This window comes from Methyloceanibacter sp. wino2, assembly GCF_003071365.1.
GTDB lineage: Bacteria > Pseudomonadota > Alphaproteobacteria > Rhizobiales > Methyloligellaceae > Methyloceanibacter.
The window spans coordinates 1,683,422-1,706,307 of the sequence record NZ_CP028960.1 but is presented as its reverse complement, the minus strand read 5'-3'; the positions used below and the strand labels follow the sequence as shown (position 1 = coordinate 1,706,307).

The 22,886-nt window shown below is 63.2% G+C and carries 26 protein-coding genes and 1 pseudogene; 11 read left to right on the top strand and 16 right to left on the bottom strand.

Translation table 11 applies throughout. The features are described 5' to 3' along the window. Positions 1–10 precede the first annotated feature (10 nt). Positions 11–1,009 (top strand): adenosine kinase, encoded by a 999-nt coding sequence (locus DCY11_RS07930; RefSeq protein ID WP_108682436.1) that lies wholly within the window; start codon positions 11–13, stop codon positions 1,007–1,009. A gap of 10 nt (positions 1,010–1,019) precedes the next feature. On the opposite strand, the gene coaA is transcribed toward DCY11_RS07930, so the two are convergent. Genes coaA through hisB form a run of 7 tightly spaced genes read right to left on the bottom strand, consistent with a single transcriptional unit; the run spans position 1,020 to position 5,771 of the window. After that, on the bottom strand, positions 1,020–1,973 hold the full coding sequence (coaA, locus tag DCY11_RS07925) for a type I pantothenate kinase (RefSeq protein ID WP_108682435.1): 954 nt from the start codon (positions 1,971–1,973) through the stop codon (positions 1,020–1,022). Between the two features lie 21 nt (positions 1,974–1,994). Beyond that, positions 1,995–2,312, bottom strand: coding sequence for a phosphoribosyl-ATP diphosphatase (hisE, locus tag DCY11_RS07920; protein ID WP_174202142.1), 318 nt, complete (start codon positions 2,310–2,312; stop codon positions 1,995–1,997). 60 nt (positions 2,313–2,372) lie between these two features. Continuing rightward, positions 2,373–3,149, bottom strand: a complete 777-nt coding sequence (hisF, locus tag DCY11_RS07915) for an imidazole glycerol phosphate synthase subunit HisF (protein WP_108682433.1) — start codon at positions 3,147–3,149, stop codon at positions 2,373–2,375. Between the two features lie 3 nt (positions 3,150–3,152). Continuing rightward, positions 3,153–3,911, bottom strand: a complete 759-nt coding sequence (hisA, locus tag DCY11_RS07910; protein WP_108682432.1) for a 1-(5-phosphoribosyl)-5-[(5-phosphoribosylamino)methylideneamino]imidazole-4-carboxamide isomerase — start codon at positions 3,909–3,911, stop codon at positions 3,153–3,155. A gap of 13 nt (positions 3,912–3,924) precedes the next feature. Next, a complete protein-coding gene (gene hisH, locus DCY11_RS07905) occupies positions 3,925–4,575 on the bottom strand; it encodes an imidazole glycerol phosphate synthase subunit HisH (RefSeq protein WP_108682431.1) in 651 nt (216 codons plus the stop codon). A gap of 4 nt (positions 4,576–4,579) precedes the next feature. Beyond that, entirely contained in the window at positions 4,580–5,080 is a 501-nt protein-coding gene (locus DCY11_RS07900) for a DUF2628 domain-containing protein (RefSeq protein ID WP_108682430.1), read from the bottom strand. A 58-nt stretch (positions 5,081–5,138) separates the two neighbouring features. Then, positions 5,139–5,771, bottom strand: coding sequence for an imidazoleglycerol-phosphate dehydratase HisB (gene hisB / locus DCY11_RS07895; RefSeq protein WP_108682429.1), 633 nt, complete (start codon positions 5,769–5,771; stop codon positions 5,139–5,141). Between the two features lie 68 nt (positions 5,772–5,839). On the opposite strand from hisB, the gene DCY11_RS07890 reads away from it, so the two are divergent. The 4 genes from DCY11_RS07890 to DCY11_RS07875 are packed head-to-tail and all read left to right on the top strand — an operon-like array spanning position 5,840 to position 8,998. Continuing rightward, complete coding sequence (locus DCY11_RS07890; RefSeq protein WP_108682428.1) at positions 5,840–6,547, top strand: DUF2939 domain-containing protein; 708 nt, start codon at positions 5,840–5,842, stop codon at positions 6,545–6,547. Further along, positions 6,522–7,100: an ATP-dependent protease subunit HslV gene (hslV, locus tag DCY11_RS07885; protein WP_108682427.1), complete on the top strand. Its 579-nt coding sequence runs from the start codon at positions 6,522–6,524 to the stop codon at positions 7,098–7,100. The genes DCY11_RS07890 and hslV overlap by 26 nt, the downstream gene beginning before the upstream one ends. Positions 7,101–7,132: 32 nt before the next feature. Then, the gene (gene hslU / locus DCY11_RS07880) at positions 7,133–8,437 is read left to right on the top strand and encodes an ATP-dependent protease ATPase subunit HslU (protein ID WP_108682426.1); all 1,305 of its coding nucleotides are present in this window, start codon (positions 7,133–7,135) and stop codon (positions 8,435–8,437) included. 12 nt (positions 8,438–8,449) lie between these two features. Continuing rightward, positions 8,450–8,998 (top strand): AAA family ATPase, encoded by a 549-nt coding sequence (locus DCY11_RS07875; protein ID WP_108682425.1) that lies wholly within the window; start codon positions 8,450–8,452, stop codon positions 8,996–8,998. Positions 8,999–9,001: 3 nt separating this feature from the next. On the opposite strand, the gene DCY11_RS07870 is transcribed toward DCY11_RS07875, so the two are convergent. From DCY11_RS07870 to DCY11_RS07860, 3 genes are read right to left on the bottom strand one after another with little or no spacing between them, the layout of a single operon-like run. Continuing rightward, positions 9,002–9,652: a Smr/MutS family protein gene (locus tag DCY11_RS07870; RefSeq protein ID WP_108682424.1), complete on the bottom strand. Its 651-nt coding sequence runs from the start codon at positions 9,650–9,652 to the stop codon at positions 9,002–9,004. Positions 9,653–9,676: 24 nt separating this feature from the next. Next, complete coding sequence (locus DCY11_RS07865) at positions 9,677–10,681, bottom strand: murein transglycosylase A (RefSeq protein ID WP_108682423.1); 1,005 nt, start codon at positions 10,679–10,681, stop codon at positions 9,677–9,679. A gap of 9 nt (positions 10,682–10,690) precedes the next feature. Next, positions 10,691–11,413, bottom strand: a complete 723-nt coding sequence (locus DCY11_RS07860) for a Tim44/TimA family putative adaptor protein (protein ID WP_108682422.1) — start codon at positions 11,411–11,413, stop codon at positions 10,691–10,693. A gap of 298 nt (positions 11,414–11,711) precedes the next feature. Between DCY11_RS07860 and secB the strand changes: the two genes are divergently transcribed. Beyond that, complete coding sequence (secB, locus tag DCY11_RS07855; RefSeq protein ID WP_069444014.1) at positions 11,712–12,230, top strand: protein-export chaperone SecB; 519 nt, start codon at positions 11,712–11,714, stop codon at positions 12,228–12,230. Between the two features lie 26 nt (positions 12,231–12,256). On the opposite strand, the gene dnaQ is transcribed toward secB, so the two are convergent. From dnaQ to DCY11_RS07830, 5 genes are read right to left on the bottom strand one after another with little or no spacing between them, the layout of a single operon-like run. Then, a complete protein-coding gene (gene dnaQ, locus DCY11_RS07850) occupies positions 12,257–12,946 on the bottom strand; it encodes a DNA polymerase III subunit epsilon (protein ID WP_108682421.1) in 690 nt (229 codons plus the stop codon). A gap of 23 nt (positions 12,947–12,969) precedes the next feature. Continuing rightward, positions 12,970–13,593, bottom strand: a complete 624-nt coding sequence (gene coaE, locus DCY11_RS07845) for a dephospho-CoA kinase (RefSeq protein ID WP_108682420.1) — start codon at positions 13,591–13,593, stop codon at positions 12,970–12,972. Then, entirely contained in the window at positions 13,593–14,435 is an 843-nt protein-coding gene (locus DCY11_RS07840) for a shikimate dehydrogenase (protein ID WP_108682419.1), read from the bottom strand. Before DCY11_RS07840 ends, coaE begins: the two co-directional genes overlap by 1 nt. A gap of 7 nt (positions 14,436–14,442) precedes the next feature. Then, entirely contained in the window at positions 14,443–15,066 is a 624-nt protein-coding gene (locus DCY11_RS07835; protein WP_108682418.1) for a Maf family nucleotide pyrophosphatase, read from the bottom strand. Continuing rightward, on the bottom strand, positions 15,063–15,899 hold the full coding sequence (locus DCY11_RS07830; protein WP_108682417.1) for a pyruvate, water dikinase regulatory protein: 837 nt from the start codon (positions 15,897–15,899) through the stop codon (positions 15,063–15,065). The genes DCY11_RS07835 and DCY11_RS07830 overlap by 4 nt, the downstream gene beginning before the upstream one ends. A 429-nt stretch (positions 15,900–16,328) precedes the next feature. Between DCY11_RS07830 and hemE the strand changes: the two are divergent. From hemE to DCY11_RS07810, 5 genes and pseudogenes are all read left to right on the top strand, one after another. Beyond that, positions 16,329–17,371, top strand: a pseudogene (gene hemE, locus DCY11_RS07825) (uroporphyrinogen decarboxylase). A gap of 15 nt (positions 17,372–17,386) precedes the next feature. Then, positions 17,387–17,815, top strand: a complete 429-nt coding sequence (gene hemJ / locus DCY11_RS07820) for a protoporphyrinogen oxidase HemJ (RefSeq protein ID WP_108682416.1) — start codon at positions 17,387–17,389, stop codon at positions 17,813–17,815. 285 nt (positions 17,816–18,100) lie between these two features. Next, positions 18,101–19,366, top strand: coding sequence for a transcription termination factor Rho (rho, locus tag DCY11_RS07815; protein ID WP_108682415.1), 1,266 nt, complete (start codon positions 18,101–18,103; stop codon positions 19,364–19,366). Positions 19,367–19,482: 116 nt separating this feature from the next. Further along, positions 19,483–19,728, top strand: coding sequence for a hypothetical protein (locus tag DCY11_RS15490; RefSeq protein WP_159079872.1), 246 nt, complete (start codon positions 19,483–19,485; stop codon positions 19,726–19,728). A gap of 361 nt (positions 19,729–20,089) precedes the next feature. Beyond that, a complete protein-coding gene (locus DCY11_RS07810) occupies positions 20,090–20,500 on the top strand; it encodes a hypothetical protein (protein WP_108682414.1) in 411 nt (136 codons plus the stop codon). A 273-nt stretch (positions 20,501–20,773) separates the two neighbouring features. Here the strand turns inward: DCY11_RS07810 and DCY11_RS07805 are convergent, their stop codons facing one another. After that, positions 20,774–22,858 (bottom strand): thioredoxin domain-containing protein, encoded by a 2,085-nt coding sequence (locus tag DCY11_RS07805; protein ID WP_108682413.1) that lies wholly within the window; start codon positions 22,856–22,858, stop codon positions 20,774–20,776. Between the last annotated feature and the right edge of the window lie 28 nt (positions 22,859–22,886).

Here is a 22,886-nt window from a genome sequence, read left to right as displayed (position 1 = left end):
TGGCGGGACTATGGCTGAAAAGACGATCGACGTGGTTGGCATCGGAAACGCCATTGTGGACATCATCGCACGTTGCGACGACGCGTTTCTGACCAAGCGGAACCTGGACAAGGGCTTCATGCGGCTGATCGATTCTGCCGAGGCCGCCGAACTCTACGAAGAGATGGGACCGGCCACGGAGCGTTCGGGCGGATCCGTCGCCAATTCGATCGCAGGCCTCGCCGCACTCGGTGCGAAATGCGGTTTTATCGGTCGCGTCGCCGCCGATCAGTTCGGCGGCATCTTCCGTCACGACATCCGCTCGCTGGGCATTTCATATGAGACCGAGCCGGCCGTCGACGGCGCGCCGACCGCGCGCTGCCTGATCCTGGTGACGCCCGATGGCGAGCGCACCATGAACACGTTTCTCGGTGCGAGCGTGGACATGACGGCAGCCGACATCGATGCCGAGCTCATCGGCGCAGCCAAGTTCGTCTATTTGGAAGGCTATCTCTTCGACAAGGATGAGGCCAAGTCCGCGTTCCGCGAAGCGGCCAAGCTCGCCAAAGAAGCCGGCGCCAAGGTCGCCTTGTCCTTGTCCGACCCGTTCTGCGTCGACCGGCACCGGGAAGATTTCCGCGAACTCGTCAAACACGGCGCCGACATCGTGTTCGCCAACGAGAAGGAAATCACCTCGCTCTACGAAACCAACACATTCCTGGAGGCGGCGGATGCGGCCCTGCAGGACTGCGAGATGGCTGTCCTCACCCGGTCCGAGGACGGGTCGCTGATCGTCGGCGGCGGCGAGACCATCGAGATTCGTGCCGAACCCGTCTCTCAGGTGGTGGATGCCACGGGCGCGGGCGATCTGTACGCGGCAGGTTTCCTGTTCGGCCTCTCGCGCGGCATGCCGATCGCCGATTGCGGCCGTCTTGGCAGCATCGCCGCCGCGGAAGCCATCTCCCATATCGGTGCGCGGCCCGAGGCCAACCTGGTGGAACTCGCCAAGTCTCGCGGGATCCTCTCCTAGCGTCAGTCCGTCAGAGCTTCCGCAGCGCCACGCTTTCCACGGCGTGGCCGGCGCCCTTGCGCAGGATCAGATCGGCGCGCTGCCGCGTCGGCAGGATGTTCTCATGTAGGTTGACGAGATTGATCGTCCGCCACAGGGACAGAGCGACTTCGCGCGCTTCACCTTCTGACAGCGTGGCGTAGCGATGGAAATATGCCGCCGGATCGCGGAACGCCGTCTGGCGCAAGCGCAGGAAGCGCTCCACGTACCAGTGCTCGACGAGGGCTTCCGACGCGTCGACATAGATCGAAAAGTCGAAGAAGTCCGAGACGAACGGGATCGTCTCGCCGTCCTTCGGCAGAATGGCGGGCTGCAGCACGTTGAGCCCTTCGACGATGACGATGTCCGGATGCTCGACGGCGAGTGTCTGGCCCTGCAGCACGTCATAGACGACGTGCGAATAGACCGGGGCCACCACGCGCGCCTTGCCCGATTTCACGTCACCCAGAAAATTGAGCAGGGTCGGCAGATCGTAGCTCTCGGGAAACCCTTTCCGGGTCATCAGCCCACGCTCTTGGAGGACTGCGTTCGGAAACAGAAAACCGTCCGTCGGAACCAGCGCCACGTTCGGATGGCTCGGCCAGCGGGCGAGCAACGCCTGAAGCACACGGGCCGACGTGCTCTTGCCCGCAGCGACACTGCCGGCAAGGCCGATGACGAAGGGAATCTTCCCGTTTCCCTTGCGCAGGAACTCTTCTGTGACGCCATGCAGGCCTTGCGAGGCCTCGACGTAGAGATTGAGCAAACGGCTGAGGGGCAAATAGACATCGACCACCTCGTCGGTGGACACGCGCTCGGTCACGCCAGAGAGATTCTCGATGTCCGCCTCGGTCAGCGTGAGCGGCGTGTCCTCGCGCAGGCGCGCCCATTCCTCGCGCGAGTAGAGCGTGTAGGGCGAGAAACCGACGGCGGGCATGATGTCCATCACGAAACACCCCGTGGCGGGTTAGCCGGCCGAGCCTTTTTGGCGCGCAAGACCCGACGTGCCCATACGCTGCTCGAGCACCTCGCAGACCTCGTCGAGCGCAATGTCGCGGGACTCCAGCAGCACAAGGAAGTGATAGAGCAAGTCCGCGCTCTCTTCGAGGAGCGCGTTCCTGTCCTGCGCCGTCGCGGCGATCGCCACCTCGACGCCCTCTTCGCCCACTTTCTTGGCCGACTTGATCGGATCGTCCAGAAGCTGCCGGGTGTAGGACTTATCGGCCGCTTCGGTCCGGCGTTCGCGGATCGTGGCGGCGAGCCTATCCAATGCATCCTTGCTCATGCTGTGGCTCATACACTGTGCCGCCGCCGCTGGGAATAGGCGCAAAGGCGGATCAAAGGTTCAGGGGTCCAGGCGAACAGGCAGTCCCGCATCGGCCATGAAGCGCTTGGCTTCGCCGATCGAATGCTCGCCGAAATGGAATATCGACGCGGCCAGCACCGCCGAGGCATGGCCCTCGCGCACCCCGTCCACCAGATGCTGCAGATTTCCGACGCCGCCCGAAGCAATGACGGGCACCGAAACCGCGTCCGCGATCGCCCGTGTCAGCTCGTTGTCGAACCCGGCACGCGTGCCGTCGCGATCCATGGAGGTCAGCAGGATCTCGCCCGCGCCGAGCGAAACGACTTCTTCGGCATAGGCGATTGCATCGATGCCAGTCGGCTCCCGCCCGCCATGGGTGAAGATTTCGAAGCGCGGCGCCTTGCCGTTGGCGCCCACGCGCTTGGCGTCGATCGCCACTACGATGCATTGGGCTCCGAACTTCTCGGCCGCGCGGCGCACAAGCTGACGGTCGCGCACCGCCGCCGTGTTGATCGAGACCTTGTCGGCGCCCGCTTCGAGAAGTGCGCGCACGTCGTTCGTGGACCGCACGCCGCCGCCCACTGTCAGCGGCATGAAGCAGCGCTCCGCGGTGCGGCTGACGATGTCGAGAATGGTTCCGCGCTTCTCGTGGCTTGCGGTGATATCGAGGAAGCACAGCTCGTCCGCGCCGGCCTCGTCATAGGCGGCGGCGGCTTCCACGGGATCGCCAGCATCGCGCAGATCGACGAAGTTCACGCCTTTGACGACGCGCCCGTCCTTCACGTCGAGACAGGGAATGACGCGGACCTTGAGCATCGATCAGTACTGTCCCGTCACGCCGTGGTGGCCGTACTTCGCCGCGATAATCGCGAGAGCCTCGGCCGCATCGAGACGGCCGTCGTAGAGCGCACGCCCTGCAATCGCGCCGTCGAGCTTCGCGCAGCGCGGCTCAACGAGGCGCTTGATATCCTCGATGGACGCGAGGCCGCCGCTGGCGATCACCGGGACGGAGACCGCATCGGCCAGCTCCACCGTGGCGTCGAGATTAAGCCCTTCGAGCAGCCCGTCACGGGCGATGTCCGTGTGAATGATAGCGGCCACGCCCGCGTCCTCGAACCGGCGCGCGAGATCCAGCGCCGTCATTTCCGAGGTCTCGGCCCAGCCTTCGATGGCGACCTTGCCGTCGCGCGCATCGATCCCCACGGCGATGCAACCGGGGAAATCCCGTGCCGCCTCGCGGACGAGATCGGGGTCGCGCACCGCCGCCGTACCGAGGATGACCCGGTCGATACCCTTGTCGAGCCACATGGCGATCGTGTCGATGTCGCGGATGCCGCCGCCAAGCTGGATCGGCAAATGGCTCGCCGCGTAGATCGCCTCGACCGCGGGTCCGTTCACCGGCTTGCCTTCGAACGCGCCGTTGAGATCGACCACGTGCAGCCATTCGAAGCCTTGGTCCTCGAACGTCTTGGCCTGAGCCGCCGGGTCCTCGTTGAAAACGGTGGCCTGGTCCATCTCGCCTTGGCGGAGGCGCACGCATTGTCCGTCCTTCAGATCGATGGCGGGATAGAGAATCATGAATGGTGTCTCGCTATGGCTTCCATTTGAGGAAATTGGCGATCAGGGCCAATCCCAGCTTCTGGCTTTTCTCGGGGTGGAACTGGCTGCCGGCCACATTTTCCCGCGCAAGGAATGCCGTCACCGTGCCGCCGTAGTCCGTGGTCGCGACACGGGTCTCACGCGCCGACGGCACGAAATGGTAGGAGTGCACGAAGTAGGCGTGAAGCCCCTCCGGGCCCGTTGGAATGCCCTCGAACAGTGCGTGGTCGCGATCCAAGTTGAGCGTGTTCCAACCCATATGCGGGATCTTCAAGGTGACGTCGTTAGGTTCGATCGCACGCACCTCGCCGCCAATCCAGTCGAGCCCCGGCGTGACCCCGTGCTCCAGCCCGCGGGTCGCCATCAACTGCAACCCGACACAAATCCCGAGAAACGGCGTGCCCCGCTCGCCGACCGCCTCGTCCAGCGCCTCGATCATGCCCGGCACGGCGGCGAGCCCCGCCTTGCAATCGGCGAAGGCGCCGACGCCCGGCAGCACGATACGGTCGGCACCCAGAACCTCGTCCGGTTCCGTTGTGACCTTGATCTCGAGCGGGGAGCCTTGTTCGCCCGCGGCACGCTCGAAGGCCTTCGCGGCGGAATGGAGGTTGCCGGAGCCGTAATCGATGATGGCGACGTGCATGGTGTCAGTTCCGCGGAAACGAGCCGATCACTTCATCGCCGGCAGCAGGGCGCGTCGGCACGATCGCGGCGGCCTTCGCCGGTACCGGAAGGACGGCCGGAACGCCTTGTGTTGCCGTCTCTTGCTCTGGTAGCCAGCGCGAGAAGAACCGCGTCTCGGCCTCGACCTGATCGCGGCCGAAAGCCGTGCCGGCGAATTTGAAGCCGCGGCGGCGCAGGGCCCAGCTACGGAGGTCATTGGCCTCGAACGCGAACAAAACCGTGAGGCCGATCGAAACCCAGCCCGCGATTTCCTGTCCGGCCGGACCCGATCCGAAGACGACAGGCAACGACAAGAAGATGGCCAGGAAGGCGATGAGCTCCAACCACATCCGCTGATAGATGAGCCAAAGGATCGGGACGATCAGCGCGAGCCAGGCAATTCCCTCCTTCACGAAGGCGACCTTGCCCGCGCGCGCGTCGAGATCGGCGTCGTCGGCAGGCTCATAGACGGAATAGACAGTCACTGTTCGCTACGCTCAACTTCGATCAGGCCGCCGCCCGGCGTTCCGCCCTCACGGAACGTCAAAGCTGGCCCTTGGTGGAGGGCACGCGCCCGCTCTGCCGCGGATCCACGGCGACAGCCTGGCGCAACGCCCTTGCCAGCGCCTTATAGCAGGTCTCGGCCACGTGGTGATTGTTCTCGCTGTAGAGAGTCTCCACGTGGAGCGTGATGCCCGCGTTCTGCGCGAAGGCCTGGAACCATTCGCGGAACAGTTCGGTGTCCATCTCGCCGATCTTGGAGCGGCTGAAGTCCACCTTCCACACGAGAAACGGCCGACCGGACACGTCGAGCGCGACGCGGGTCAGCGTCTCGTCCATGGGGAGGTAGCAGGAGCCGTAGCGCGCGATGCCGGCCTTGTCGCCGAGCGCCTTGGCGAAGGCCTGGCCCAGCACGATCCCGGAATCCTCGGTCGTGTGGTGCTGATCGATGTGGAGATCGCCCTCGGCCTTCAGCGTGATGTCGAACAGCCCGTGGCGCGCCAGCTGCTCCAGCATGTGGTCGAGAAAGCCCACACCGGTCGTGACATCGTAAGCGCCCGTCCCGTCGAGATTGACGGTAGCGCTGATGTTCGTTTCCTTGGTGCGGCGGTCGATTGTCGCCGTGCGGGGCGTTGCCGCACCGGCGGCATCCGCTGATTTGCTTCGCTGTTGCATGTCTGCCAGCCTAATCCAAAGGCTCTTAGCAATTCGCTTCCATAACGAAAGCGCTTATACGCCCCGTCATGGAGCCATGCTATGGGCGACTGTCACAAATTGAGGGAATTGCGCCAATGCGCCGTTTGTTTCTGCTGATTCTCATCCTGCTCGCCATCTACCTGGCCTACCCCTACTGGACGCTGTACCGGCTTCAGAACGCGCTGCTGTCGAACAACGCCGAAACTTTGAAGAAAATTGTCGATTTTCCGGCCGTCCGGGCCAACATGCAGAAGCAGGTCCAGGGCGGACTGCTGAAAAAATCCCAGGAATTAGGCAAAAAAGCCCCGGTTCGGGGGGATATCGGCGAGGCGCTGACCCGCGCCTTCGGCCCATCGGTGGTCGGCGGCTCGATCGACAGCCTCGTGACGCCGGAGGCGGTCCTGAGCAATCCGACGATCGTGGAACACCGCGAGAACCAGGAAGGTTTCGGCGATTTCCTCAAATGGGCGTTCTTCTCGGCCCCGACCACCTTCACGATCCAGTCGCAGAACCCCGAAAAGGCCGATGCACCCGTGATCACCTCGACCATGAACCTCGAGGGTTTCCGCTGGCGCATCACCGACATCGACCTGCCGCCGCTGAAGACCCTGGTGCCCGACATGATCGCGCCGGAGCCGGATGCCGCCCCGCGAACTAGGAAAACGGGTCGCCCTGGAAGGGAGCAGCGCTTGACGAACGCGACGCCAGGCCCGATATCGCAGGACAGTTATGAGTGCTTCTTCCTCTTCGTCTGAGACTTCGCCCCCCTCCTGGCACGGCACGACCATTCTCACCGTCCGCAAGGGCGGCAAGGTGGTGGTGGCGGGCGACGGCCAGGTCTCCTTGGGCCAGACCATCATCAAAGGCACCGCGCGAAAAGTGCGCCGCGTCGGCTCGGGATCGGTGATCGCCGGGTTCGCGGGCTCGACCGCCGATGCCTTCACCCTGTTCGAGCGCCTCGAGACCAAGCTGGAACGGTTTCCCGATCAGCTGAAGCGCGCCTGCGTCGAGCTCGCCAAGGACTGGCGGACGGACCGCTATCTGCGCCGGCTGGAGGCCATGATGATCGTGGCCGACCGGGACGAGAGCCTCGTCCTGACCGGCACCGGCGACGTGCTGGAGCCGGACGACGCGGTCATGGGGATCGGCTCGGGCGGCATGTATGCCCTCGCAGCGGCCAAGGCCCTGCTCGACTCCGACCTCGATGCGGAGCAGATCGCGCGCAAGGCCATGGCCATTGCTGCCCAGATCTGCGTTTACACCAACGACTCCCTGACCGTCGAAACCCTCGATACGGCCGCCCGCTAATCCGACACCAACCAGTATCCGCCAGTACCTGTATGACCGCTTTTTCCCCCCGCGAAATCGTCTCCGAACTCGACCGCCATATCGTCGGCCAGAGCGACGCCAAGCGCGCCGTGGCCATCGCCTTGCGCAATCGTTGGCGGCGTCAACAGCTGGACGAAGACATGCGCGAGGAGGTCCTGCCGAAGAACATCCTGATGATCGGCCCCACCGGCGTCGGCAAGACGGAGATTTCCCGCCGCCTGGCCAAGCTCGCCAACGCGCCCTTCATCAAGATCGAAGCGACCAAGTTCACCGAAGTGGGCTATGTGGGGCGCGACGTGGAGCAGATCGTCCGTGATCTGATCGAAACCGGCATCGGCCTCGTACGCGACGCAAAACGCAAAGAGGTTTCGGCCCGCGCCCAGGTCAATGCGGAGGAGCGCGTGATCGACGCGCTTGTGGGTCCCGGCGCCGGCAGCACAACCCGCGAGTCGTTCCGAAGGAAACTCCGGGACAATGAATTGAACGACAAAGAGATCGAGATTCAGGTGGCCGATACGGGCGGCATGCCATCGTTCGAGATTCCAGGCATGCCCGGCAGCCAGGTCGGCATGATCAACCTGTCCGACATGCTCGGCAAGGCGCTGGGCCAGCGCACGCGATCGCGCAAGGTCACGGTCGAGGACTCCTTCGAAATTCTGATGGCGGAGGAATCCGACAAGCTCATCGACGACGACATGATGATCCAGGAAGCGATCCGGAACGTGGAGAACAACGGCATTGTGTTCCTGGACGAGATCGACAAGATCTGCGCCCGCTCCGATCGTGCCGGCGCGGACGTGAGCCGCGAGGGCGTGCAGCGCGATCTTCTGCCGCTCATCGAGGGCACGACGGTCGGCACGAAATACGGGCCCGTGAAGACGGACCACATTCTCTTCATCGCCTCGGGCGCGTTCCACATCGCCAAGCCGTCGGACCTGCTGCCCGAGCTGCAAGGCCGCCTGCCGATCCGCGTGGAGCTGCGCGCGCTCACCCGTGAGGACTTCCGCCGAATCCTGACGGAGCCGAAGGCCTGCCTCATCAATCAATATGTGGCGCTGATGAAGACCGAAGGCGTGACGCTCGAGTTCACCGAGGACGCCATCGACGCCATTGCCGACATCGCCGTGGAGGTGAACACCTCCGTCGAGAATATCGGCGCGCGGCGTCTGATGACGGTGATGGAGCGCATTCTGGACGACATCTCCTTCGGCGCTTCCGACAAGAGCGGCGAGGCGATCACCATCGATGCGTCCTACGTGCGCGAGCATATTGGCGACCTCGCCAAGAACGCCGACCTCTCCAAGTTCATTCTCTAGGAACGATCTCCAATGGAGCGTCGTGTCGTGATCTCCGGCTGCTCGGGCGGGGGAAAATCGACCCTGCTCGAAGCACTGCGCGAACGGGGTTTTAGCGTCGTCGACGAACCGGGACGCAGGATCGTTCGCGAGCAATTGGCATCGAACGGGTCAGCGCTGCCCTGGGTCGACCTTGCGGCGTTTGCGAGAGCCGCGATCTCGACGGCGATTTCCGACTGGAAAGCCAACGCGGAATCCGAAGGTTGGGTCTTCTTCGACCGCGGCCTGGTGGATGCCGCGTCGGCCTTGGAACATGCCACCGGCGGCCGCGTCCTGGCTGAGCGGGGCCGATCGTACTCCTATCATCGGCGCGTGTTTCTCACCCCGCCCTGGCCTGAGATCTACGGACGGGACGAGGAACGACAACACGGTTTCGAGGCGGCCACCGAAGAGTACGCGCGGCTCCTCGCGGCCTACCCGGATCTCGGCTACGAGGTGACGGTCCTGCCCAAAACCAGCGTCGCCGAACGGGCAGACTTTATCCTTCGCACGCTTGAGGCCGACGAGTCGTCAGGCGATTAGCAGTCACCGCCTGCGGTCTGACCGCCGCAGCCGCACATAGAGCGCGCCTTCGCCGCCGAGACGGCGGGGGGCGTCCGAGAAGCTGACGATGAGCGGCGCCAGGTCCCCATGGGAAAGCCAATGGGGCACCGCCTGGCGCAACACGCCCCGCGTCTCCTCGCCATAGAAGCTTCCGCCCTCGGCGCGGAGCGAGCCCTTGCCGGTGATGACGAGCACATGGCGATAGTCCTTGGCCCGGGCCCATTGCAGGAATTTCCGCAAGGCGCTGTGTGCCTCGCGCTGGCGCATGCCGTGCAGATCGATCCGCGCTTCGATGGCGAGATGGCCCTTGTCGAGCTTGCGCGCGGTCTGCCGGTCGAGGCCGGCCTTCGGCGAGGGCGCTTTCTTGACGCTGACATTGCCGGCGGTGGTTCCGGGTTTCGGCTCAGGCTGTAGCGCGCCCGAGGGCACCGCCTCGGCTGCCCTCGGTGGTTTGGGCGTGGAGGGTCTTGCGGGAGCCTTGAGCGGCGTTTCCACATCGATAAAACGGTTCTTCTTGGCGAGCGGCTGAGCGGTTTCGGCCACGCGCGCCCACAGCGCCTCGTCGTCCTCGAGACGGACGGGCTTGGTATCCTTCTTTGCCGCCGTGTCTTTGCCTGGTTTCTCCTTGGCCATGACCGCACACTAGCGCAAAGCGCCTTAACGCTTCCGCATCAGGACATGGAACCGCGCCGCATGGCGCGTGCGACCCGCAAGCGCGCCCGCGGCCTCGCCTGTCCCAAAGAAGATGTCGCCGCGCTGGGGGCCCCGGATCGCCGAGCCCACATCCTGGGCGATCATCAGTCGCCGGAAGGGTCGTCCGTCCTCCCCAGCGAGATCCGGGACCGTCACGAAGACCGGCGTACCGAGCGGGATAAAAGTGGGATCCACTGCGAGACTGCGGCCGGGTGTGAGGGGCACACCCTCGGCCCCATGCGGGCCCCGCGCCGCCTCGTCGCCCCGAAGCACGGAAAAGAAGATATAGGACTGGTTCATCCGCATGAGCGCGCGGCCGCGTTCGAGATCGCTACGCAGCCAGGCTTTCAGCGCATCCATATCGATGCCGCCGGCATCGAGCTCGCCGAGATCGACCAGGACCCGTGCCAGCGATGTATACGGCTGACCGTTCTTGCCCGCATAGGTGAGACGCACCGAGGTGCCGTCGTCGAGATGCACGAGGCCCGACCCCTGCACATGCATGAAGTAGAGGTCAACAGGATCGTCCGTGTAGAGGACGACCAGCCCTCTCCCGTCAAGCGCACCCGCTTCAATGTCGGCGCGCGTGAAGAATGGCACCATACCCTCAGACGTCAGACGAAAGCCGGTCAGGGTGTCGTTGTGTGCCGCGCGGTTCGTCTCGTTGATTGTGGTGACGAGATCTCTCGGCAGCCCGTGGATCGGGATGGGAAACTGCCGCGACCAGGTGGAGGAGCCGCGCAGCTCCGGCTCGTAATAGCCGGTGACGAAGCCGGGCGTGTCGGCGCTCGCCGCAAAAGCCTCGAACCCGGATTCGAAGTACTCCCGCGCCTCTGCCTCTTGCAGGCGCTCGACGCCATCGCGTGTTGTCGAGTTCACGAGGGCGCGCAGCGCCGCTGCGTGATCGTCCTCCGCCCAGCCGTCCAGGTCGGCAAAACTGCACGGGGTTGCGTAAATGGAGCCGGTCAACGCCGGCTGCTAATTCGCTGCCTCGGTGGCCACGAGCTTCCAGTTCGGATTGCGGGACGCCGTATCGCGAGCGAAGGTCCAGATGTCCGTGACCTCGCGCACCTTCTTCGGATCGCCGTCGACGACCTCTCCGGCCGAGTCGCGGGTGACCGAGATCAGCTCGCTCACGAACTTGACCGTGACGAAGGCCTGCTTGTCCTTGACCTCGGCTTCGATCATGTCCGCCTTGTCGATGCCGACCAGCGTCGTGTGGTGCGTCTCGCCGCGCTCGTCGCGCTCGGCGATCGCGCGCGAGAAGCCCTCGAGGACGTCGTCGCCGAGGAGCTGCTTGAGAGTCTTCTCGTCGCCCTCGGCAAACGCGGCCACGATCATCTCGTAGGCCATCTTGGCGCCGTCCAGAAACTGCGCCGGGTCGAATCCGGGATCCGACTTGATCAATGCGGTGAGCGATTTGCCGAGCGGGCTGTCAGCCTTGGCATACCGTTCCAGACGCTCTTCGATGTCCTCGGCCGAAGGGCCGGTATCGGTACCCACGGGAGCCTCCGCGTTCCGGCCGCGCGGCAGCGCCACGACGGTGCCCTCCGGCGCCTGTTTGGTGTCGGGGCGGGAATAGGGATCGAAGGGCTGCCGCTCGTTTCCGGTCCTGCGTCCGAGCACGCTGCGCAGCCTGATGAAGATCACCACCGCGAGAACCAGAAACAGCAATGTATAGATGTCGAAAGCTTCACTCATAGTCTTGCTGCCATCCAGTTCCGGATCCTGTCCGGTTCATGCAAAACGCCTCGCGGTCAATGGACCAATGCCATAGGTACAATATTGTTGCATGCCACGGGGTTTTCTAGCGGTCGCAACCCGCCGCAGCGCATTTTTCATATCGAACAGGCTGCGTGATAGGGCCAACTTACGTCATTCCCCTCACAGACGCCAACCCCAAAGGAATGGCCGGGCGCACCCGTGCACTTTGTCGAATTGCGTGGCGCTCGCCTCCCGTGCTAGCCAGCGGTCGGAGTTTGCGCCGAGGGAGGATGAGATGGCCAAGAACGACAAACAGAATAGCCCGAAAGGCGCCAACGGGGATGGGCCGGCAGACGCGAAAGCCGGCTCTCAGGCCCAACTCAACGTGCTTGCACAGTATGTGAAGGATTTCTCCTTCGAGAGCCCCGGCGCGCCGCAGACGCTGCAGGGCCCCGGCGAAAACCCCCAACTCCAGGTCGGTGTCAACGTCAATGCCGGACCCCGGGGCGAGGACATCTACGAGGCCGTGGTGCATCTCGAGGCCCATGCAAAGAGCGACACCGGGGTCATCTACAATGTCGAACTGGACTTTGGTGGCCTGTTCCGGATCAAGAATGTCCCGGAAGACATGCTGCAGCCGGTGCTGTTCGTGGACTGCCCCACCCTGCTGTTCCCGTTCGTGCGTCGGGTAATCGCCGATGTCGTCCGCGATGGCGGGTTCCCGCCGCTTATGCTCGATCCGATCGACTTCGGCCGCCTCTACGCCCAGAACCTGTCGAAGGGCGGCGACGTCGATATGAGTCAGCCGAACTAGGACGTCTGACAGCCGTCAGGATTCACTCACTCGTAGCGGCGCCAGATCGCGTCTTCACCCAAACTGGCGACGAAGGCGTGATGGGCTTCGCGTTCCTCGGCCGTCAGCCGTGAGGGCAGCGGCGTCGCACGCGGGGTCACCGTGACAGCGTTCCCCGCTGTATCCGCCTGCTGCGCCCCGTTCCCGGCCAGCTCCAACCGCGCCTGCTTGCCGCCAACGAGCTCCACATAGACGCCGGCCAGCAGACGGCAGTCCAGGAGCGCGCCGTGGAGATCGCGGCCGCTGAGATCGATGCCATAACGGCGGCAGAGGGCATCGAGACTTGCCGGCGATCCAGGATGGCGCCGCCGCGCCAGCGCCAGCGTGTCCACAATTCTGTCCCAGGTCAGAAGCGGCTTCGATGCCCAGCCGAGCTCCGCGTTCAAGAAGCCGAAGTCGAACTTCGCATTGTGAATGACGAGCATGGCGCTTTCGACGAAGTCGAGGAACTCGTCCGCCTTGTCCGCGAAGAGGGGCTTGTCCCCGAGGAACTCGGCGGACAGCCCGTGCACGGCGAAGGCCTGCTCGGGCATGTCGCGCTCAGGGTTCAGATAGCAATGCCAGGTCCGGCCGGTGGGGATGGAGTTGACCAGCTCCACGCAGCCGATCTCGACGATCCGATGTCCCTCCTTGGGATCGAGACCCGTCGTCTCCGTATCGAGAATGATCTCACGCACCGGTTCGAATGAACTCCGCTTGGTTAGGGACGTTGAGCGCGCAGGCGCTCCATCACGCTTCCGTCCTTTAACTTAAGCGATTCGATCAGCACATCGAGCTGCGCCTGCAGGTTTTCCAGACTGGACCCGCTGTCCAGCACGTGGTCGGCCCGCGCGCGCCTGTCCGCATCGTCGAGCTGCCGCGCCCGAAGCGCTTCGAACTTCTCTTGCGTCATGCCGGGGCGCTCCATGACACGCCGGCGCTGCACGTCTTCCGGTGCACTGACGGCGACAGTGACGTCGACGCGGGACTCGGCGCCCGTCTCGAACAGAAGCGGAATTTCCAGAACCGCCATCGGCACGCCGCCGTCCTCCTGGTCGCAGAGAAAATCGATCTCCGCCTGGACCACCAACGGATGCACGATCCCCTCGAGTTCCTTCAGCCGGTCAGGCCGGCCGGCCACTTCCTTGGCCAGAAGCGCGCGATCCACCTGGCCGTCGCGGGTGGTGCCCGGAAAAGCGCTCTCGATCAGGGGCACGGCCTTGCCCTCGTACAGCTTGTGCACATAGGCGTCGGCGTCGAAGACGGGCACCCCGTGGCGCTTGAAATGAGCGGCGGCAGAGCTCTTTCCCATGCCGATCCCGCCCGTGAGGCCGACGACCAGCATCAGCCCGCCTCCAACGTGGCGACCACGTGGGCGCGCAGGTCTGGGGTCACCTCCGGGCGGACGCCGAACCAGCGCTCGAACCCAGGCACGGCCTGATGCAGCAGCATTCCCAACCCGTCCACAGCAGTCAGCCCACGCGCCCGGGCGGCAGCCAGCAAAGGCGTCTCCAGGGGCACGTACACGATGTCGGTCACCACGGCGTCAGCCGGCAGCGCCGACACCATGATGTCCAGCGGGGCCTGGCCTGCCATGCCGAGGCTCGTCGTGTTGACCAGGAGGCGGCAGGCGGACAGCGCCGAATCCTTGTCCTCCCAGGGAACCACTTCGACGGGATCGCCGAAGTCCCGGGCCAGCGTCTCGGCCTTGGCAATCGTGCGGTTCGTCAGGAGGATCCGGGGAATGCCCGCCTCGATCAGCCCATGAAGGATCGCCCGCGCGGCGCCCCCGGCGCCCAGCACCATGGCCACGTCGCAGCCCTCGCGCCAATCGGGCGCGGACGATTGGAGATTGGTCATGAAGCCGTAGGCATCCGTATTGCTGCCCCGGATCGCGCCGCTCTCATCGAGCCACACCGTATTGACCGCGCCGATCGCCTTGGCCGCCGCGTCGACCTCCTGGACTGCGCGCAAGGCCGCTTCCTTGTGGGGCAGCGTGACGTTCGCGCCCACATAGCCGTGCTTCGAAAGAGCAGTGAGGAATTCAGGGAAGTCCTCGGGCCGCACGGCCTCTTTAGTATAGGCCCCGTCGATGCCGTAATGGTCGAGCCAATAGCCATGGATCGCCGGCGAGCGGGAGTGCTCGACCGGCCACCCGATCACGCATGCGCGCGGCGCCGTGCTCATGGTCCCGTCATCCCTCGATCGCCCCCTCGCGCCGCAGCGCATCGAGCAGCGGGAGCAGCGGCAGGCCCAGGATCGAGAAGAAGTCGCCTTCGATCTTTTCGAAGAGCTGGATGCCAAGCGATTCGATCTGGTAGGCCCCGACCGCGCCTAGAACGCCCTCACCCGCCGCGGCGAGGTAGCGCCCCACGAATTCCGGCGACAGACGCCGCATGGTCAGCGTCGCGACGTCCGTGTAAGCCCAGACGGTGGCACCACCCGTGGCAATAACAACGGCGGTGTGCAGTTGATGGCTCTTGCCGCTGAGGTCGAGCAGCCGGGTTCTGGCATCCTCCATCGACTGCGGCTTCCCGTAGATCTTGCCGCCGGCGGCCATCACCTGGTCTCCGCCGATGACGAAGGCATCGCCCGACTGGGCGCTCACGTCCTCGGCCTTGGCGCGCGCCAGGACCTCTGCCACGTCGCTGGGTTCCACCGTGCCTTCGAGACCCATCGCCGTGCGCATGGCCGCCTCGTCGAGATCGGAGCTCTTCGTGCTGAAGGTGAGGCCTGTGCCTTCCAGAAGCTTGCGCCGCGTGGCGCTGGCGGAGGCGAGAATGAGGGGCGCGCGGCCCTCTTGGAGAAAATTCGTCATGTATCGAGGGCCGGTGCGTCGCGGTCGTCATAGAGCCGGATGATCGCGGCCGCGGTCTCTTCGATCGACCGGCGCGTCACATCGATGATGGGCCAGCCGTGGCGCGCGCAGAGCTGGCGCGTCTGCGCGATCTCCGCCGCAATGGCGTCGCGATCCACATAGTCGTCCAAATGCCCATGGGCCTGCTCGATCACCCGATTGTGGCGCACTTGCGAGATCCGCTCCGGGCTCGCGACCAGAGCGACCACGAAGGCGTTCGTCTCTTGTTCGAGCTGCGGCGGGACGGGCACGCCCGGCACGAGGGGGACGTTGGCGGTCTTCAGTCCCCGATTGGCGAGATAGATGCTGGTCGGCGTTTTCGAGGTCCGGCTGATTCCGAGTAGGATGATGTCGGCATCGTCCAGATTGTCCGGCAAATGCCCGTCGTCGTGCATCATGGTGAAGTTCAGCGCCTCGATGCGGCGGAAATAGTCCGCGTTGAGCTGGTGCTGCCCGCCCACCATCGGCGTCGATGCCATGCCCAAATAGGATTCGAACACCTGAAGCACGTTCAGCAGCGGCGCGACGTAGGGAACGTTCAAACCTTTGCAGGCCTGCTCGAGCTTTTCGGCCAGGTCGCGATTGAACAGCGTGTAGAGGACGATGCCCGGCGCCGCCTCGACCTCGCGCAGCACCCGTTCGAGTTCGCGTTCGCTGCGGACAAGCGGATGCAGATGTTCGATCGCTCGCGCCGCCGCATATTGCACTCCCACGGCCCGCGCGATCGTCACGAGCGTCTCGCCCGTGGCGTCGGAGATCATATGCAGATGGAAGGTACGCTGTTGGATATCCATTGTACGGCCATTGGATAACTGGGGCGGGCGATGGGAGCAACACTAGCCGGTGCCGCGTCTCTCCCCGCTGACCCGCAAATCATACGCTTTGTTTTTCACAGATTCGTCTGTGTCTAGATCGTGACGGAGTTTGTCAGCAGGGGGGACAATAGCCTTTTTCATCCCCAGCTCCGAGAGGGTGAAACGCACAGGTCGTCCCGCCGTTCTCAAGCCGTCCCGTCGCGGAAAAAAATGTGAGGGTCCATAATGTTATGCCTTGTATCAAGCGCGCCTGGCCACAGCCCGCTACAATCATCGCGATACCGTCGCATTCGGCCATGCGAAGCCTGTTGAAACAGTGGTGATGAAGATGAATGTCCGCTATCCACGGCATAACAAAAACAACAGAAACCCTTTTAAAGACTCTTCTTATTAGTTTTAGAGAGGCGCATGTCTGTTCCCGAGTCTCCCTTTCTGTCCGTTCTGAGCGGTCAGACCTGTTCGCCTGCACCCATGTGGCTGATGCGTCAGGCCGGCCGCTATCTGCCCGAGTACCGGGAAGTCCGGAAGACCGTTCCCTCGTTCCTGGATCTGTGCCTAACACCCAAACTGGCGGCGGAAGTCACGCTTCAACCCTTACGCCGGTTTCCGTTCGACGCTTCGATCGTGTTCTCCGACATTCTCATCGTGCCGTTTGCACTCGGTCAGTCGGTTGCGTTCGTGGAAGGAGAGGGTCCGAAGCTCGAACCCATTCGCGACGCCGCGGCACTGGGTCGGCTCGATCCTACAGCGGCCCCTGAAAAGCTCTCACCGGTCTATGAGACGGTGGAACGGGTAGTCGCCGGGCTTCCGGAGGGCGTTCCGTTGATCGGCTTCTGTGGGGCGCCCTGGACCGTTGCCACCTACATGGTCGAAGGCGCGGGCAGCAAGGACCAAGCGCGGGCCCGGGCGCTATCCTACGAGGACCCCCCGCTGTTCCGGGCTCTCATCGATACGATCGTGGAGACGTCGGTGACCTATCTGCTGGGGCAGGTCCGCGCAGGCTGCCGGGCGCTCCAGATCTTCGACAGCTGGTCGGGGAGCCTTCCCGAAGATGCGTTCGCCCGGTGGTGCATCGCGCCAACGCGGGAGATCGTGGAGCGGGTGAAGGCCGAGGTGCCGGATATTCCGATCATAGGCTTTCCCGGGGCGCCGGACCTTCGGCGGTGCGTTACGCGCAAGAGACGGAGATCGATGCGGTCGGATGCGACACCAGTCTGCCGGTTGGCTGGATCCGCGACACGCTCCAGCCCATCGTGCCCGTGCAGGGCAATCTGGATCCGGTGCTGCTGGTCGCGGGCGGCCCCCAACTCGATGCGCGTGTCCATGAGATCCTGGAGACGCTCGGCGACCGGCCGTTCATCTTCAATCTCGGCCATGGCATCCTGCCGGAGACACCGATCGAGAACGTGGAACGGCTCGTGCGTCTGGTGAAGGGCGATCACGCCGTCTAAAGGTCTGAAAAACTTATGTTTCTTCTCTACATCAAGGCGTTTCACATCATCTCGGTGATCGCCTGGATGGCCGGTGTCCTCTATCTGCCGCGGCTGTTCGTCTATCACACCGAGGCGGAGGCGGGATCGAAGCAGTCCGAAACCTTCAAGGTCATGGAACGCCGGCTCCTGAAGGCGATCATCACGCCGGCCATGATCGCGAGCTGGGTGTTCGGGCTGATCCTCGCCTATTACGCAGTGGATTGGGCCCTTGCCGGCTGGTTCCACCTCAAGCTGCTCCTGGTCGTGGCGATGTCGGGTTTCACGGGCTTTCTCGCCCGCTGGACCCGGGAGTTCGCCGAGGATCGCAATACCCACAGCCAGCGCTTCTACCGGATCGCCAATGAAGTCCCGACGCTCCTGATGATCGCTATTGTCATCCTGGCGGTGGTAAAGCCTTTTTAGGGGCTTATTGCGGTTTTTTGCGGCTGATTACGGCTCAATCAGAACCCAAGCAAATTCTGTGCGGCTTTTGAGCCAAGTCTATTCCGCGCGGGCGCGGGCTCTGCTATAAGACGACTCGAATTTAGTCTAAGCCTCAAGGTTCCAGTCCGGTATCTGACGTGGACTGGCCGGGGCGGTCCGCCGCCCTCCCGCCATAGACCATCCCTTTCCCTTTCTCTTCGTTCGCGTGCCGCAAGGCGCGCGGCAATCAAACCGACAACCCTTTTCCCCATTGGAGTTAGCAGCGTGCAGGAAATGAAGCTGCAAGATTTGAAGGCCAAATCGCCGACGGAGCTTTTGAGCTTTGCCGAGGAGGTCGAAGTCGAAAACGCGAACGCCATGCGCAAGCAGGAGCTCATGTTCGCGATCCTCAAGCAACTCGCCGCCCGGGAGGTGGATATCACCGGCCAGGGCGTGGTCGAGGTTCTGCAGGATGGATTCGGCTTTCTACGGTCGCCCGATTCGAACTATCTGGCCGGCCCCGACGACATCTACGTTTCGCCCTCGCAGATCCGGCGCTTTGGTCTTCGGACCGGCGACACGGTTGAGGGGCAGATCAGAAGCCCCAAGGAAGGTGAACGCTATTTCGCGCTTCTCAAGGTCAACACGATCAATTTCGAGGACCCCGAGAAGCAGCGCCACAAGATCCACTTCGACAATCTGACGCCGCTCTATCCGGACGAGCGTCTCGAGATGGAGACCGAGGATCCGACCAAGAAGGACTACACCGGCCGGGTCATCGACATCGTCGCGCCGATCGGCAAGGGCCAGCGTGGCCTGATCGTGGCGCAGCCGCGCACCGGTAAGACGATCATCCTTCAGAACATCGCCCACTCGATCACCGCCAATCATCCGGAGTGCTATCTGATCGTGCTCCTGATCGACGAGCGCCCGGAAGAAGTGACCGACATGCAGCGCTCGGTGAAGGGCGAGGTTGTGTCCTCGACCTTCGACGAGCCGGCCGCGCGCCACGTGCAGGTGGCCGAGATGGTCATCGAGAAGGCCAAGCGCCTGGTGGAGCATGGCCGCGACGTGGTCATTCTGCTCGATTCGATCACGCGTCTTGGCCGCGCCTACAACACTGTGGTGCCCTCGTCGGGCAAGGTGCTGACCGGCGGTGTGGACGCGAACGCGCTGCAGCGCCCGAAGCGTTTCTTCGGCGCCGCGCGCAATATCGAAGAAGGCGGTTCACTGACGATTATCGCTACGGCCCTGATCGATACGGGCAGCCGCATGGACGAAGTCATCTTCGAAGAGTTCAAGGGCACCGGTAACTCCGAAGTCGTGCTCGACCGCAAGGTCGCCGACAAGCGCGTGTTCCCGGCCATCGATATCGCCCGCTCCGGCACCCGCAAGGAAGAGCTGCTGGTCGAGAAGGATCAGCTCAAGAAGATGTACGTGCTCCGCCGCATCCTGAACCCCATGGGCACCATGGATGCGATCGAGTTCCTGGTCGACAAGCTGAAGCAGACCAAGAACAACGACGAGTTCTTCGATTCGATGAACACTTAAGGTTAGATGCTTAGATCCTTCGATGGGCCGCCTTGTCGGCGGGCGTTTGTACAATTGGCGAATCCACAAAGCTGAAGTAGGCTTATCTCTGGTTTTACAACTAGGGAGGGCTGGAAATGGCCGAATGGGATTCAGGTGTTCCGGGTTGTTTTGGCAGTGCTGACGGCATCTTCGCCGGGCATCCCAGCGATGAGAAACGCGCATTCAAGTTGCTCACGTCATTGCGCGAGCGGCACATCGGCTGGAAAGCTGCAAGAAGGCAGCTCAGTCTGTATTTGGATTCCAAGGGCGCTGGTGCAGACCACAAGCGTGAGCAGCTCAAACGAGCGCGACGGATGCTTAAACCCTGGCTCCTTGATTGATGCCCATTTTGTTGACGAAAGCCCCGGCTCATTTGGCCGGGGTTGTTCGTTGAACTCTCGGCGCGACTCAGACTAAAATCCTCAGTATCCGAACGGGGATGTCCCCTCCTTACATTTGAGTGATTTGAAGGTTTCGCTTGCTGAGCCGGGCCATTCCGCACGACTCCGCTCGATGAAAGGTTCTCGGATATATGGACGCCATTCTCTCTTCACAGAGTCTCTTTGTGAATTGGCCAGAGCCATGCGCGTTGTCTGGTCGCGATTGTTTGCAAGATGGTCGTGGTGGCCGACCAGTCACGCCTTGCGTTGGAGTTAGACCGCGTGGTGGTGGTGGTCGTTTTGAGTCGCAGGTCCTCGACCCATGACGATCACTCTGGGCGACATCGCAAAGCTGCGCTCTGGCTGGTGTGAGATCATCGAGGTTGGCAACCTTCCGTTTGGTGTTGCCTCGGAGATCGGAGTCTTTTCAACGCTCGTGTACCTCTCACGAGAGAGCCTGCTTCATATCAATGAGAAACACCCCGACATTTCCGACATCGATCTGTTGCTGTCGTGCTTGGTTATTCAAAATGGAATGGTCGTGCAAGAAAAGGCTAAGCCCAATGCCTACGTCTGCTCGTACATCGAGCCAAACTCTCAGCTTAGGTATGTTGCCGTTCTAAAGGTCGCGTCACCCGACCGTGAGATGCTGATGACATCGTTTCGAAGATTACGGAGGCGACAGACTCGGAGCTTCTTGCGTCGCGGTCGCTTGATCAAGAAGCATCCCTGAATAGTAGACGAGCGCCCCTGGGCCAGGGGCGCTCGTCTTGATGGATCGAGGTGGGGCCTGCCGGTGAACCCCACATTGTGCGACCGCTCGCCCAAAGAACTTTTCAGCGCAGTGCTACGGCAGGCAGATTTTCACCGTGTCACTCGATCCATTCACTATATGGTGCTATTCGCACTCAAAGTCAAGAATCGTTATTGAATCTCAATAGGTTAACGAATTATCATTGTGCCAGAGTCACTTAGCTGGCCTGTCGTTGTGGACGATCTGCGCGGCTTAGGTCTGCTTGGACGCCCTATTGCTCGGCCCTGCAGTTCCGGAGCTGGGCGCTTGCCGCGCCGTCTTGATTGTCTCCACGAGCTTTTCCGGTTCGGTGACCGGCAGGGAGCATTGCGGGCCGATACAGACGTAAGCCGTGGTCTTGCCGTCGATGACAGTCTTGCCGGCGGCGGGTGACGTCGACGGCAGGGTCTCGTCGGCCCAGACTTCGTCGACAACCGCATTGGGGAGCGACACGTCGCGGAGCGCCGCGCGCATGGCGGTGGGGTCGCCGCCTTCCGGAACCATCAGGACTACGAGCGCCGGCGCCAGCCGGTCGAGCGCCGCGCCCAGCATCCCTGAATGGCCAACGGGGTTTGCTGTAATCGCGGGGCCGAACGCCTCGATGAGCCTCTCGGCACGATCCGTATACGTATTATTGCCGGTCCAGGAGGTGAGCGCGACGAGGTTCGACACCATCATCGCGTTGGCATTGGGCGTCGCGTCGTCATGGGCGTTGAGCGGGCGCACGAGGATGTCGTTCGTGTCGTCGGCCGCCAGGTGATAGCCGCCGAGATCCTCGGACCAATAATGTTTGTCGAGCACGTGGGTCCAGGCGCAGGCCTGCTCCACGTATTCGGGGTTGTTGGTGGCGTTGGCGAGCGCGAGCGCGGCGCGGATCATATTGGCATAGTCGCTGGCTGTGGCAGGGGCGTTACCCGGGCCTTCGCGATAGGAATGAATGAGCCGCACGCCCATACTCATCCGCATAAGGACGAAATCGAAGGCGGTTTCCGCGGCCTCTAACCACTCGGGCCTGTCGAAGGCCGTGGCCGCATTGGCAAGCGCCGCGATCATCAGTCCGTTCCAGTCGGCCAAGACCTTGTCGTCGAACCCAGGACGTATACGGAGGGAACGGCTTTCGAAAAGCGTCCGCAGCATGCGTTGCAGCCGCGCCTCGGTTTCCTCGTCCCGCAATTCGACCGTATGCAGACGGTTGGGAATATTCTTGTCTTCGAAATTGCCCGGCGGTGTGACGTCGTACATGTCGGCGAAGAAGTTGATGTTGTCCGCGCCGAGCAGGGCCTTCACCTCGTCGAAGTCCCAGACATAGAACTTGCCTTCCTCCCCTTCGGAGTCCGCATCGAGCGAGGCGGCGAAGGCGCCGCCTTCCGTGACCATTTCCCGCAACAGCCAGCCGACCGTCTCCTCGATGCGCGTGGCAAAGAGGGGCGACTTGGTCTCGCGCCAGACCTCGGTCATGAGGTCGATCAGGAGCGCGTTGTCGTAAAGCATCTTCTCGAAGTGCGGCACGAGCCATTGCTCGTCGACGCTGTAGCGGGCGAAGCCCCCACCCACATGATCGTAGGTTCCGCCCTGGCAGATATGGGTCAGGGTGAGGTCGACAGCCTCGCGCAAGGCTTCGGCGTCGTAGCGGAGGCCGCCGCGCCAGAGGAGCGCGAAGAAATTGGTTTGGGGAAATTTTGGGGCCCCTCGCATGCCCCCCGTCACGGGATCCACGGCCTGGAGGAAGCGCTGGGTCCAGTTCTGGAGCGTGGCGTCCGTGAGCCGGACCGCCTCGCCCTTGGGCTGGGTGGGGTGAAGCCTGGTGCGCAGGGCGTCGGCGTTGGTGCGGACCTTTTGCGGCTCCGCGTGAAACGTGTGGGCGACCGTGCGCAGAACGCTCACGAAGGCCGGCCGGCCATAGCGCTGGTGCTTCGGGAAGTAGGTTCCGCCCCAGAAGGGTTCGGCGTCCGGCGTGAGGAACATGGTCAGCGGCCACCCGCCCTGTTCGCCGATCATCTGCAGCGCGTTCATGTAGATCGAGTCGACGTCTGGCCGTTCCTCGCGATCGACCTTGATGTTCACGAACAGGTCGTTCATGACCGCGGCTGTTTCAGGATCCTCGAAACTCTCATGGGCCATGACATGGCACCAATGACAGGCGGCATAGCCGACAGACAGCAGAATTGGCTTGCCGGTGCGTTTGGCTTCGGCCAGCGCCTCCGGGCCCCACGGGCGCCAGTGGACGGGATTGTCCTTATGCTGGCGCAGATAGGGGCTGGTCTCGTCGCCGAGTTGGTTTCCGCCGTTTTCGGTCATCCTGCCTTCCGGTCCGCGTGTGGACGCG

Excerpts from the sequence above, each read along its gene's own strand:
- DCY11_RS07930 (WP_108682436.1), top strand. The coding sequence starts at position 11 with ATGGCTGAAAAGACGATCGACGTGGTTGGCATCGGAAACGCCATTGTG.
- coaA (WP_108682435.1), bottom strand. The coding sequence starts at position 1,973 with ATGGACATCATGCCCGCCGTCGGTTTCTCGCCCTACACGCTCTACTCG.
- hisE (WP_174202142.1), bottom strand. The coding sequence starts at position 2,312 with ATGAGCAAGGATGCATTGGATAGGCTCGCCGCCACGATCCGCGAACGC.
- hisF (WP_108682433.1), bottom strand. The coding sequence starts at position 3,149 with ATGCTCAAGGTCCGCGTCATTCCCTGTCTCGACGTGAAGGACGGGCGC.
- hisA (WP_108682432.1), bottom strand. The coding sequence starts at position 3,911 with ATGATTCTCTATCCCGCCATCGATCTGAAGGACGGACAATGCGTGCGC.
- hisH (WP_108682431.1), bottom strand. The coding sequence starts at position 4,575 with ATGCACGTCGCCATCATCGATTACGGCTCCGGCAACCTCCATTCCGCC.
- hisB (WP_108682429.1), bottom strand. The coding sequence starts at position 5,771 with ATGCAACAGCGAAGCAAATCAGCGGATGCCGCCGGTGCGGCAACGCCC.
- DCY11_RS07890 (WP_108682428.1), top strand. The coding sequence starts at position 5,840 with ATGGAGCCATGCTATGGGCGACTGTCACAAATTGAGGGAATTGCGCCA.
- hslV (WP_108682427.1), top strand. The coding sequence starts at position 6,522 with ATGAGTGCTTCTTCCTCTTCGTCTGAGACTTCGCCCCCCTCCTGGCAC.
- hslU (WP_108682426.1), top strand. The coding sequence starts at position 7,133 with ATGACCGCTTTTTCCCCCCGCGAAATCGTCTCCGAACTCGACCGCCAT.
- DCY11_RS07875 (WP_108682425.1), top strand. The coding sequence starts at position 8,450 with ATGGAGCGTCGTGTCGTGATCTCCGGCTGCTCGGGCGGGGGAAAATCG.
- DCY11_RS07870 (WP_108682424.1), bottom strand. The coding sequence starts at position 9,652 with ATGGCCAAGGAGAAACCAGGCAAAGACACGGCGGCAAAGAAGGATACC.
- DCY11_RS07860 (WP_108682422.1), bottom strand. The coding sequence starts at position 11,413 with ATGAGTGAAGCTTTCGACATCTATACATTGCTGTTTCTGGTTCTCGCG.
- secB (WP_069444014.1), top strand. The coding sequence starts at position 11,712 with ATGGCCAAGAACGACAAACAGAATAGCCCGAAAGGCGCCAACGGGGAT.
- coaE (WP_108682420.1), bottom strand. The coding sequence starts at position 13,593 with ATGCTGGTCGTCGGCCTCACGGGCGGGATCGGCATGGGAAAGAGCTCT.
- DCY11_RS07840 (WP_108682419.1), bottom strand. The coding sequence starts at position 14,435 with ATGAGCACGGCGCCGCGCGCATGCGTGATCGGGTGGCCGGTCGAGCAC.
- DCY11_RS07835 (WP_108682418.1), bottom strand. The coding sequence starts at position 15,066 with ATGACGAATTTTCTCCAAGAGGGCCGCGCGCCCCTCATTCTCGCCTCC.
- DCY11_RS07830 (WP_108682417.1), bottom strand. The coding sequence starts at position 15,899 with ATGGATATCCAACAGCGTACCTTCCATCTGCATATGATCTCCGACGCC.
- hemJ (WP_108682416.1), top strand. The coding sequence starts at position 17,387 with ATGTTTCTTCTCTACATCAAGGCGTTTCACATCATCTCGGTGATCGCC.
- DCY11_RS15490 (WP_159079872.1), top strand. The coding sequence starts at position 19,483 with ATGGCCGAATGGGATTCAGGTGTTCCGGGTTGTTTTGGCAGTGCTGAC.
- DCY11_RS07810 (WP_108682414.1), top strand. The coding sequence starts at position 20,090 with ATGACGATCACTCTGGGCGACATCGCAAAGCTGCGCTCTGGCTGGTGT.
- DCY11_RS07805 (WP_108682413.1), bottom strand. The coding sequence starts at position 22,858 with ATGACCGAAAACGGCGGAAACCAACTCGGCGACGAGACCAGCCCCTAT.